This is a genomic window from Dongshaea marina (assembly GCF_003072645.1).
GTDB lineage: Bacteria > Pseudomonadota > Gammaproteobacteria > Enterobacterales > Aeromonadaceae > Dongshaea > Dongshaea marina.
Genome location: NZ_CP028897.1, coordinates 4527419 through 4538936 on the forward strand (window position 1 = coordinate 4527419; position 11518 = coordinate 4538936).

General features: G+C 50.3%; 11 protein-coding genes and 1 riboswitch. Of the genes, 6 read left to right on the top strand and 5 right to left on the bottom strand.

The window, feature by feature from the left end:
• Nucleotides 1-287 precede the first annotated feature (287 nt).
• The gene (locus tag DB847_RS21180; RefSeq protein WP_108652450.1) at nt 288-761 is read left to right on the top strand and encodes an RNA recognition motif domain-containing protein; all 474 of its coding nucleotides are present in this window, start codon (nt 288-290) and stop codon (nt 759-761) included.
• A 65-nt stretch (nt 762-826) separates the two neighbouring features.
• Here DB847_RS21180 and murI read toward each other — a convergent pair whose 3' ends face one another.
• The 4 genes from murI to DB847_RS21200 form a co-directional block, all read right to left on the bottom strand.
• Nucleotides 827-1642, bottom strand: coding sequence for a glutamate racemase (gene murI, locus DB847_RS21185; protein ID WP_159084782.1), 816 nt, complete (start codon nt 1640-1642; stop codon nt 827-829).
• Nucleotides 1643-1661: 19 nt separating this feature from the next.
• Nucleotides 1662-3500 (bottom strand): TonB-dependent receptor domain-containing protein, encoded by a 1839-nt coding sequence (locus DB847_RS21190; protein ID WP_108652452.1) that lies wholly within the window; start codon nt 3498-3500, stop codon nt 1662-1664.
• Nucleotides 3501-3536: 36 nt separating this feature from the next.
• Nucleotides 3537-3721, bottom strand: a riboswitch (cobalamin riboswitch).
• A gap of 82 nt (nt 3722-3803) precedes the next feature.
• Nucleotides 3804-4343, bottom strand: a complete 540-nt coding sequence (locus DB847_RS21195; protein WP_108652453.1) for an ATP:cob(I)alamin adenosyltransferase — start codon at nt 4341-4343, stop codon at nt 3804-3806.
• Between the two features lie 88 nt (nt 4344-4431).
• The gene (locus DB847_RS21200; RefSeq protein WP_108652454.1) at nt 4432-5661 is read right to left on the bottom strand and encodes a DUF5610 domain-containing protein; all 1230 of its coding nucleotides are present in this window, start codon (nt 5659-5661) and stop codon (nt 4432-4434) included.
• Between the two features lie 146 nt (nt 5662-5807).
• Here DB847_RS21200 and trmA point away from each other — a divergent pair, with 146 nt between their 5' ends.
• Together trmA and DB847_RS21210 are read left to right on the top strand one after the other, a co-directional pair.
• A complete protein-coding gene (gene trmA, locus DB847_RS21205; protein ID WP_108652455.1) occupies nt 5808-6905 on the top strand; it encodes a tRNA (uridine(54)-C5)-methyltransferase TrmA in 1098 nt (365 codons plus the stop codon).
• Between the two features lie 137 nt (nt 6906-7042).
• Nucleotides 7043-7696 carry an HAD family hydrolase gene (locus DB847_RS21210; protein ID WP_108652456.1) on the top strand — a complete coding sequence of 218 codons (654 nt, stop codon included), beginning with the start codon at nt 7043-7045 and terminating at the stop codon, nt 7694-7696.
• 100 nt (nt 7697-7796) lie between these two features.
• Here the strand turns inward: DB847_RS21210 and rpmE are convergent, their stop codons facing one another.
• A complete protein-coding gene (gene rpmE, locus DB847_RS21215; protein ID WP_108652457.1) occupies nt 7797-8009 on the bottom strand; it encodes a 50S ribosomal protein L31 in 213 nt (70 codons plus the stop codon).
• 170 nt (nt 8010-8179) lie between these two features.
• Between rpmE and priA the strand changes: the two genes are divergently transcribed.
• The 3 genes from priA to DB847_RS21230 all read left to right on the top strand — a co-directional run bounded on the left by priA (nt 8180) and on the right by DB847_RS21230 (nt 11457).
• Nucleotides 8180-10384, top strand: coding sequence for a primosomal protein N' (gene priA, locus DB847_RS21220; RefSeq protein ID WP_108652458.1), 2205 nt, complete (start codon nt 8180-8182; stop codon nt 10382-10384).
• Between the two features lie 178 nt (nt 10385-10562).
• Nucleotides 10563-10973, top strand: a complete 411-nt coding sequence (locus DB847_RS21225; RefSeq protein ID WP_108652459.1) for a bacteriohemerythrin — start codon at nt 10563-10565, stop codon at nt 10971-10973.
• Nucleotides 10974-11046: 73 nt separating this feature from the next.
• On the top strand, nt 11047-11457 hold the full coding sequence (locus DB847_RS21230) for an AraC family ligand binding domain-containing protein (RefSeq protein ID WP_159084783.1): 411 nt from the start codon (nt 11047-11049) through the stop codon (nt 11455-11457).
• Nucleotides 11458-11518: the final 61 nt, after the last annotated feature.

The window sequence follows — 11518 nt, forward strand, 5'->3', positions numbered from 1 at the left end:
AATTATAGAGATCTCCCGCGCTCATGCAAGGCTTTTTTTAAGAAAAATGCTAAAAAGACTGAGGCTCGAGGTTAACCACACCTTAGCAAGGCATTTTGCACACTTTTATCCACAAAACCCGTCAAGCAGAACAAAGTTTAACCAAAACTTACCGAAGGCTGACACGAACTGAACAAATATAGCTGCTATTCTCTCCACCTTATCTGGCGTCGATGGACAAGAGCCGTTAACATAACCCCTATAACATAATTATTTTGGTGCCTTCACACATAGAGGACGTATCCATTATGAAAATCGAACTCAACGGAAAAACTTTCCTGAGAGCTGTATTGGCGGCCATTATCCTCGCCGCTGTTGGTTATCTTGTTGCACATGCGATGCACTGGACCCTGGATCATGAGCTGGTGTTTGCTATTGGTCTGGCGATCGGTGGTTTTGCCGTGGCTCTGTTTATGCCGGGTAAGCGGGTGACAACACTGGAAACCAAAACCCTGTATGTGGGTAATCTGCCATATCGCGCTAACGAGGTTGCTGTTCGTACTCTGTTCGAAACATACGGTCGGGTTCTCTCGGTACGCCTGATGATCGACAAAGAGACAGGTAAGCGCCGTGGCTATGGATTTGTTGAGATGTTGGAAGCCGACGCGAATCAGGCTTTGGCAGCTTTGAACGAGAGTGAATATCGTCAGCGGACTCTCAAGGTTCGCGAGGCAAACGAGAAGAAAGAGCCGATCAATATTGCTCCGGATGAGAATGATTAATCGACCCTCAGTATACTGAATGAAAAAAGCCTTCTTTAAGAAGGCTTTTTTATTGGCAGTGAGAGTCACTCCCTGTCTGCAGCGCTACTGAGCAGCCGATAGCCACTGAAGCCCCTCTTTTCAAAACTCAAGCGTAAGCGGTCGACTTTAGCTTCACTTTTGGTATAAAGCGCAAGGTAATCGCTTGCCACTGTGCAAGCCCCCCTCTCTTTATGAGCAGGCTTAAGTAAAGCAATAACCCTTCTGGCAATCGCATCTCCTGAGTCAATCAACCGAACCCCTGGGAGTAAAGTTGTCAGCTCCTTACTAAGCAGAGGAAAGTGAGTGCAGCCCAACACCACACAGTCCGGTGCCGGACGATGAAAAAGAAGTGGCGAGATATCTGAAGCAAGCTTATCCCGTTCGACCTTAAGCCCCTGCAACTTACGCTCTGCCTGCTCAACCAGATTTGGAGCCGGGCAACAGAGCACCTGCTGTCCCCGGGCAAACTGCTCTGCGAGTTGTCGGGTATAGGTACTATTCACAGTGCCGGCTGTTGCCAGCAGCCCAATCACCCCGCTCTGGCAAAGAGCTGCGGCGGGCTTGATGGCCGGCACAACTCCCACCACGGGAATAGATAAAACCTCCCGCAGGGCATCCAGCACCCGGGTACTGGCACTGTTACAGGCGATCACCACCAGCTCTATGTCTCGTTGAGATACGACTTGAGGGATCAACTGCAGACAGCGCTCAGTCAGCTCAGTTGCGGTGAGCTCTCCGTAAGGGTAACAGGCGTTATCAAACAGATAGGTATAGTTAGCATCCGGGATCCGGGTGTGGATCGAGTCAAAAACAGAGAGTCCACCCACCCCGGAATCAAACAGCAGAATATTGTGTGACACCAACTACACCTTCACTTGATTAGATACGACAGCTTACACCGACATAGATACCCCGATCGGCACTTGGGTAGCCCTGATCCGTTTGGTATCTCTTGTCGAGCAGATTATCGATTCGGCCCTTGAGTGTCCAGCGCGCATCTAGCTGGTAGCTGGCGGTCGCTGTCCATAAGCTATAACCACCTAGCACAGAGCTTTTATCAGAGGCTAGCCGCTGTCCGGTGTAATCATACTGAAGGCCCAGCCTTAGTTGCTGAAGCTGGATGTCGCCCTGCCAGCCACCTAACCAGCGTGATGTCAGCTGGATATCCTGCCCTGTTTCTTCATTCTTTGGCCGCTGATAAGTCGCATGAAGTCTCTGAGACGCAATTCCAGAAGTAAAACCCAGAGTACCAGTAACGCCCTGCACTCGCGCCTGACCGATATTCTCCGCTATATAGGTTGAGGGGTTCGGTACAATCTTATTGGTCACACGATTATCGAAAGCGTTTAATTCCCAGCTAAATAACTCAGGCTGACCAGATAGTGTTAATTGCCAGCTTTTACCTTTTTCGGGCTTTAACTCTGGGTTTTCATAGCCTGGAAAATACAGATCCATCAAGCTTGGAGCCCTGAAGCTAGTCCCATAACTCAACTTAGCTTGGTAACCCGGCGCAAAACTCCAACCACCTCCGATGCTCCATGTCTGATGGTTGTTATATTGCTCATTGTGATCGGCGCGCCCACTGAGCTCTGCACTCCAAACGCCATGCTGATATTGCACTAAGGAATATGCGCCGGTGTTGTCTCTATGATTTGGAGCATCAAATGTTTGAGAATAGGATATCGATTCAGGCATTAGTTGATCCCGACGCCAATCCAACCCCGCTCCCAGAGTCCAATCCGGAGTTAACCAAAAAGTATTGCTCCAGTTACTCTGATACTGACGAATTGAAGTATAAGCAGGAGCACTACCTTTCGAATCAGCAGTGCTACCGTTCCACATTTTATATTTCCCAAAGCCTGCACTAAGAGCGGTACCATAGCCACTATGTTGGTAACGCAGCAGCCCATTTACATTAGTGTTTTCCACCCAAGTCTCGTTATCAGATGTAAATCCTACTGATTTAGTCTCACTCTGCTGGTGTCGTACTGTGCCGTAAAAATCTAGATCTGTTGCTAACTGCTGACTATAACCGACTAAGCCATTATAGGATTCAAATCCATAATTATGACCATCATTGTAGCTTACCGGTTTGATGTTATACCCTCGGTCTCCTTTACCATCGAGTGCTACTTTCAGGTGCCCATTTTTAGTGGTATCAAAAGAACTCACCAGGCTACCACCGGCGTAGTTGCGGCTACCAATAGTGCCATCCAGTAAGGTCGACTGCTCCCCCTGAGGATCTCGGGTAATCAGGTTGATCACTCCGCCCATAGCATCTGAACCATAGATGCTGGCGCGGGCGCCACGGATATACTCGATGCGAGAGATAGAGTTGAGTGGCAACTGGCTTAAATCAACAGATCCGCTATAGGAGGATGATGCGGTACGCATTCCATCAACCAATACCAATACCTCACTTGAGGATGCTCCCTGTATTTGAATAGAAGCCTGATGTCCAGGGCCTCCCAGCTGTTTGACCTGAACCCCAGGTAGGGTATTAAGCACATCCACCAGAGTCTTGGCCTGCATTTTCTGGATCTGCTGGGCTGTAACCACTTCTACTGGAGCTAATACTGAGGCTTTGGCCTGAGGAAAATGGTTGGCGGAAATTACAAAAGTTTCATCGGGAGTTTTTGAAGTTTCATTTTGAGCCGGTTGCGACTGAGCACAAGCAACCGCTGGCAGCAAGAGAGCTGCCAAATAGAGCTTTGACATTTAAACGTCCTAGTTCGCGTAGTGTCTGAAAACCGCATCTGCGGAATATACCTGGTCGGTCTTCGGGCTCAGAGACAGACTGCATACCTACGGCGATGGCTTCCCACCCTTGGCAGTGCCACATCATATCGCTTTCGTTTCTCTATACCGCTGCGCGCCAGCTCCGGATTCTCACCGGATTCCCGATTAAGCTCGAGGGCACCAAGGCATTTGAATTATATGAGGGGAAGTTGGGCTTGTATATCCTGACTCATAACAAGCTCAACCATCGGGTGAAACACACAGGGTGAGATTTAACCTGAATCATCCATAACTGATACTGATAAATGGCACTTCCTTAAACCCCTGCAGCATATTGACACGCAGTGTTAACACAAACAAAAAGTTGGTTACAAGGTGACTGAAGCGTAGCAAGATAGGCGCGACCTGCACCTCATCATGAAGCAGACGATGGAGCTGGCGTACCACCTTTTTTCCCTGACAGCGGCAAAGATGCAGGGTACAGCCAAGTGTTTCACCCCGGGGCAGCACAAATCCACCGACACAATCCCGGGTCAACTCCTGATAATAGGCATATCTTTGATGCAGCCACTCCAGGTCCTCCTCAAAGATCCCACAGCGCCCCCGTACCGAGCCATTGAGGTGATAAATCAGAAGCTGTAATTTATCCAGATCACCACGAATCTCCCCGGCATCCCCGGGTAACTCACTCAGCCGTGCTAACACCATTCCAAGCCCAGAGCAGAGCTCATCGGTCAGCATCTCAAAGTCACAGATTCCCCCCTGCTCTTTCATAAAGGGGTAGCAAAGCTCAGCCAGGGCACGTTTTCTCTTATCGCTCATCAGATTATTGCCAAAGGTAGGGGACAGTAGGAGGAGTGTGCCAGCACTCGGTGAGTGCTGGCAACAGTTGGTCTGGCTGTGTGAGGGATTATGCCAGATCGGATATCACTTTAAGCAGGCGCTCATTGAACTTATTAAACTCATTCAAAGACTCAAGGAATGTCTCCATGAATTTAGGCTGCTCCTCAAGATTTGGCTGCATCAACACAACCTGCTCGGTCAGCTTGGGAAGCTCCTCTTCGGGCAGTGTGACTTGTGCCCTCTCGGTGAAATCTTTGAGAAGATCAGCATAGTCCGCCAGAGGCAGCAGTGAATCTCTAACCTCAGGCTGAGGCAGCTCCTGCTGGTAGGTCTGCGACACACTTACAGCTCGGGAGTGCTTGAGATTAAAGGCAAAGCCCATCAGCTCTTCATCGTCATAGCCAACCTGGGTGGCCATCTCGAACGCTTCATCCAGATCACCGGCAAAAAAGGTGGTTGCCAGCTCATCCAGCTGAGAGACCAGCTCACCGATTGCAGCAAGCTCCTCATCATCCAGCTCACCCTCTACAGACAGGCTGAAGTGACGAGACTCCTGCAAATGCAGATGCATCTTCTCGGATGAGAGTTCGCGGTGCTCACTGGCCTGGCTATGTCCTTCATTGGGCCCTAAGCCATAAGCTGCAGCGGCTCTTGGGCTGACACTATGACTAAACTGTGCCTGGCTTCGCTCACCGATATTGAGCGTCACCTTATCACCATCATTGGTGGTGATCTCGAGGCTGGTTTGCTTTTGCTCCGCGGCTGCGAATCGGGTGTCTACAGCCTGTAATACTGGCTGCTCCTTCACTCCGAACAGCTCATCTTCGAAGGCTTGCATTCGCTCACCGATGAGATCATAACTCTTGTCGATCCCCTCGGAGAGCTTTTCTGTCATCACACCCAAACCTTCCAGCTCTTCACGAGCCTGGGAAAAACCCTCATCAATACCGCGCCGAGCTGCATCCATCATGCTCCGGAGCTTTTCATCATCAGCGCCATCGGCCTGAGCGTAGCGTACCCGCGCCTCAACAAAATCCATCACGTTACGGGCAACCGCTTCAAAATCAAACTCGAGAGGGGGCTCCGCGGGCTCTTTCACCTCAGGAAGTTCTTTCCCTTCAAGCCGGACATGCATGTGCAGCGACAAACTCACAGCCTTAAAACCGATCTGAACCGCTGAAGATCGATCGAAAAGGGACGGTTTGTCGTCTGTCTGTTGTGAGCCAGGTGACTCAGCTTTAACCCCTGGTGGTTGAAGGCGAGCCAGCAAGGCCTCTCTTAGGCCATGAATTTCCATAAATCCTCCAGACCAACTGTTAAATATACCCTCGTCTGTAAGTATCGGCCTGAATGGATAAAACTTAACCAAAAAAGCTGGACAATCTTTTACTGCTCTTTAAAATCAGCCCACTTGATTACAGTTAACACACCGAGAGCCAACCGATGACCTCATCCCCAACCGATGCCAACCGCTATCAGACACAACTTCAGGAGAAGGCTCAGCGCCTGGAACTACTGTTCGCCGACTTCAAGGCACCTGAACTGGAAGTGTTTGAATCTGTAGAGGAAAACTACCGGTTGCGGGCCGAGTTCCGAGTCTGGCATGAGGGTGAAGATCTCTACTACATCATGTTTGATCAGAAAACCCGTGAGGCTTATCGGGTCGATCAGTTTCCAGCGGCCAGTGCCCTGATCAATGAACTGATGCCCAGGATTATTGATGGTGTAAAAGAGATCCCCGCATTGCGCCGTAAACTGTTCCAGGTTGATTTTCTGTCTACTCTCAGCGGTGAAATCCTGGTCTCCCTGCTGTATCACCGACAGCTGGATGATGAATGGCAAAAAGAGATCCACCAGCTCAAAGACAGATTAGGTCAGGATTACAACATCGATTTTGTCGGACGAGCCCGTAAGCAGAAGATCTGCATCGAGCGCGACTATGTGATTGAAAAACTCGATGTCGATGGTCAGGAGCTCATCTATAAGCAGATGGAAAATAGCTTCACCCAACCCAATGGTGTCATCAACCAGAAGATGCTTGGCTGGGCTCTGGACTCCACCCAGGGCTGTGAAGGTGATCTGCTGGAGCTTTACTGTGGTAATGGTAACTTCTCTTTGGCCCTGGCTAAAAACTTCAGGAAGGTTCTGGCGACTGAGATCTCAAAATCCTCGGTGGCCTCGGCTCAGTACAATATCGCTCAAAATCAGATCGATAATGTCACCATTTTGCGAATGTCTTCCGAGGAATTTACCGAAGCGATGAACGGGGTGCGCAGCTTCCGCCGCCTTAAGGATATCGACTTAAGCGAGTATCAGTGTGAAACCGTCCTGGTGGATCCACCACGGGCCGGACTGGATGATGATACCCTGAAGATGATTCAGCAATACTCTCGTATCGTTTATATATCCTGCAATCCGGATACGCTGCACGCCAACCTGCAGACCCTGAGCCAGACCCACAAAATTGAGCGATTTGCACTGTTCGACCAATTCCCCTATACCCACCACATGGAAGCGGGTGTGGTACTGACTCGCAAGTAACAACAGAGACTCGGATTTACATACCGCTGCGATATGTAAATCCGACTAGAAGCTGTCCCCATCAGTAATAAGTGATCTCCGATACTTTGTGGGCGTGATAAGATATCCGCCCATTCCAGTTCAGGATCAAATCTAATATGAAGTTTCAAGCTGCAATATTTGATATGGATGGGTTGCTGCTCGATACTGAGCGCGTGTGCATGACTATCTTTAAGCAATCCTGTGCTGAGTTGAATATTCCCTTTCTTGAAAAGGTTTACCTCTCCATTATTGGAAGAGATGCGGCAGGGATAGAGCAGGTTATTCGTGATGGCTATGGCCCGGAGCTAGATTATCCCACACTCAATGCCGAGTGGCGTAAACGCTACTACGCAGTCGTCAAACACCGGGCCATTCCGGTCAAAGAGGGTGTCATCAAGCTACTGCAATGGCTGAAATCTCACGAGATACCAACCGCAGTTGCAACCTCAACCCATAAAGAGATCGCACAGATAAAGCTCAGATTAGCAGGACTTGATCAATACTTTGACAACCTGACCACGGGTTGTGAAGTGACTCAGGGAAAACCTCATCCAGACATTTATCTTCTGGCAGCGAAACGCCTTGGCAAACGACCCGAACATTGCCTGGCATTTGAAGACTCGAACAATGGTGTCCGCTCCGCGGTAGCGGCTCGAATGACCACTTATCAGATCCCGGATCTGGTGGAGCCAACTAAAGAGGTCAAGGCACTCGGACATCAGATCAGGCCATCACTGGCAGCGGCCTTAGAAGAACTTGCAGCGCCTTGAGGCTCATAGCCAGAAGCTATTGAACAGGCTCAGTGAATAACAGACATAAAGAAAAGGCCGTGCAATGCACGGCCTTTTCCGGTCCAGTTTCGCAGGCAAATTACTTCTTGCCGACCATGCCGAAACGCTTCTTGAAGCGATCAACACGACCACCGGTGTCCATCACACGCTGCTTACCAGTGTAGAATGGGTGACACTCAGAGCAAACGTCCAGGTGGATGTCTTTGCCCATAGTAGAGCGAGTCTTGATCTGATTACCGCAAGAACAAGTTGCAGTGATCTCGGCGTATTCTGGATGGATACCTTGTTTCATGGAAAAACCCCTAGTTAAGGCCGCGTCGCTACCTGATCCAAAGCCAGGCACCACACGTAAATTAAACATACTCTTCGAAGGCGCGAATGATATAAGATCCTCTACGGATAACGCAAGTATTCGTGAAGAAAAAATAGCCAAATTTTAAAATGAGCAAAAGAGATCCGCTTATGAGTTGCCTGTTGCTAAAGGTTGCCCTCCCTGTCCCCCTGCGTAGGAGCTTTGACTACCTCTGTGAAGAGCCTAAGGCTGAGGTGGGCTGCAGGGTGAAGGTGCCTTTTGGCGCACGGCATCTTGTTGGGATCGTAACCCATAGTGAACCCTTGACCGAACCCGCCTCTGAACGCCTTAAGAGTGTCGAAAAAGTGCTGGACTCAGAGCCTCTCATCGAACCCGGACTCTACCAGTTTTTAGAGAAAAGCGCTCACTACTATCACCACTTCCCGGGAGAGGTTCTGCTCCATGCCCTTCCTCCCCTGCTGAGAAAAGGCGAGCCAGCACAGCATAAGCCCAAAATCTACTGGCAACTCAGCCCGAAGGGGGAATCATTTGATATCAGCACTCTCAAGCGAGCCCCCAAACAGCAGCAAGCATTGATGGCACTTATGGATGGCCCCGTCCATAAGGAGTCTTTAAGTGAGCTCAACATCAATGGTGCAACCCTCAAGGCTCTTAGGGAAAAAGGCTTGTGCCAATCTGAGGCACTAGAGATCAATGATGACTCCTGGCATGTAAGTTTTAAAAGCTTTACTCCTGAGACATTAATACCCAACGTCGAGCAGCAGCTCGCAATTGAGACTATCAGTCAACAGTTAGGACAGTTCTCACCGATTCTTCTGGAGGGGGTGACCGGCTCAGGCAAGACAGAAGTCTATTTGCGGATCCTGGAGCAGGTTCTCAGCCAGGGGCAGCAGGCGCTGATTCTGGTTCCCGAGATTGGGCTCACGCCCCAAACCGTACAGCGGTTTAAGCGGCGCTTTAATGTGCCGGTGCTGGTACAGCACTCGGCGATGAATGAACGGGAGCGGCTCAATGTATGGCTCAAGATGCGTGATGGTAGTGGAGCTCTGCTGATCGGCACCCGCTCTGCTCTGTTTACCCCTGCCCGTAACCTTGGACTCATCATCATAGATGAGGAGCATGACAACTCATTCAAGCAGCAGGATGGCTTTCGTTATCACGGGAGAGACCTGGCGGTCTTGCGAGCAAAACTGGAGAATATCCCGATCCTGCTTGGCTCGGCGACCCCCTCTCTGGAGACCATATATAATGCCGAGCAGGGGCGCTATCGGCACCTGACACTCACCGAACGTGCCGGAGATGCGGCCTTTGCAGATCAGCACCTTTTGAATATTCGTGGCGTTCAGCTTACTTCCGGGCTATCGCCACAACTTATCACCCTCATCAGTGAACATCTTGGCCGGGGAGAGCAGGTTCTGCTATTCCTTAACCGCAGGGGTTATGCCCCCTCTTTGCTGTGTCACCAGTGCGGCTGGGTTGCCCAGTGTCCGCACTGTGATATCCCGCTGACCCTGCATCAGGGGCAAAGGCGCCTAATCTGTCACCATTGCGACTACAGGATCAATCAACCCTATAACTGCCCCCAGTGTCACCAACCACAACTGATGGGCTCAGGGTTGGGTACCGAGCAGGTAGAGCAGGCTTTAAAGCAACTCTATCCTCAATACCAAACGATTCGTATCGATCGGGATACAACCCGGCGTAAGGGTGAACTGGAGGAGCACCTTGAGGGCGTGGTTCGCAAGGAGTACCAAATCCTATTGGGAACCCAGATGCTCGCCAAGGGACACCACTTTCCGGATGTCACCCTGGTCGCTCTGCTGGATGTAGACTCAGCTCTATTCAGTCCTGATTTTCGGGCTCAGGAGCGACTGAGTCAGCTCATTACCCAGGTTGCCGGGCGCGCCGGACGCAGTGATAAACCAGGAACCGTTCTGCTACAGACCCATCACCCTGAGCATCCTCTGCTCCAGGATCTCATCAGCCATAATCACGCTTTAGTGATAAGAGAGCTGCTCAATGAGCGTCAACAAAGCATGCTCCCACCCTATAGCTACCAGGTGTTGCTGCGAGCAGAAGCATTTAACGCCGAGGATGCCATAAGGTTTCTGGAGGAGGCCTGTGGCATTTTACATCCTGCCGCAGTAAGTATCGGGGCAATTCAGCTATTGGGCCCGATGCCTGCACCGATGGAGAAGCGCGCCGGACGTTACCGCTACCTGTTACTCCTACAGGCAAGTCAGCGCCAGCCATTAGCAAGACTATTGAGTCACACTCTTGAACAACTGGACAAACTCAAACGGCCGAATCAGCTGCGCTGGTCACTGGATGTGGATCCACAGGAGTGGATCTGAGCCATCCAATCTATGGTCACTGCCGCGGGTAAAAGCTCGGAGATCTCACATATCCCCTGAAGCCTTATTCCGGGCTGCTGGCACCTCCCCCCCGGGTCTCTGCCCGGGATCAGTAAAACTGACTGAATGACTCTATACTCAAATTGGATCCTCTATTTCATACATAAGGAAGGCTGTTGTGGTTGCATGGAATGCACAAACCATGGGAATGGATATCGAGGTGATTGACCATCAACATCAGAGGTTAATTCAGATCATCAATGAGCTGGAGTGGGCGATTCAGGAAAAACCATTCGATAGAGAAAAGCTCAAGGAAGTACTGGGTAGCATGTTTGACTATGCTTACTATCACTTTCAAACCGAAGAATTTTACCTGGATAAATTTAATTACCCTGGAATTGTGAGTCACAAAAACGAGCACCGGTATTTTATTGAGCGCTACCAGATGCTGATAAAGCTATTCAACACAGATGATGACTACCTTGAGATCGCCAAAGATGCACAGGAGTTTCTCGAAAATTGGCTAGTCTCGCATATTTGCGGCACGGATCAGGGCTATGCGGCACTCTTTAAAGAGCATGGGATGTAGCCAAATTCCGGCCAAGACGCAGTTCCAATAAAACTCTATAATGGCCACTTTTAAGTCCCGCTTTGGAGTCACCATGTATTACCCCATATCCCATCACAGCCTGCAGCTTGCAAAAGATAAGCACAGCAAGCGACAGAAACAGCCTCGAGCTCAGCTGGTATGGTTGATTGATGGTGAAGCCTCGGTTCGACTCGGGAACAATTACTATCCTCTAAGCAGGGGATCCCTGTTGTGGCTGCCCGCGGACTGCTTAAGCTCACTCAGGGCCGACAGCGATTGCTCCATGTTTATCTCTAAGTTGTCACTTCGGGTCACCGGAGAGCTCCCCGGGCAAGCGGGTTACTTCAGCAGCTCTCCCCTGCTCGATGCCCTGGCGATAACCCTGCAAGATTACCCCCGTGAAATGAGCTGGGAGGGTGAGTATGGCCGGATGGGACGCTGCATTCTGGATCAACTCAGACACCAGAGCTTTAGCAAACTATAACCAAAGGGTAGTGTTTCACATCTGTTGTTGATGTCTGATTTCATGTCTCACCAACACGGTG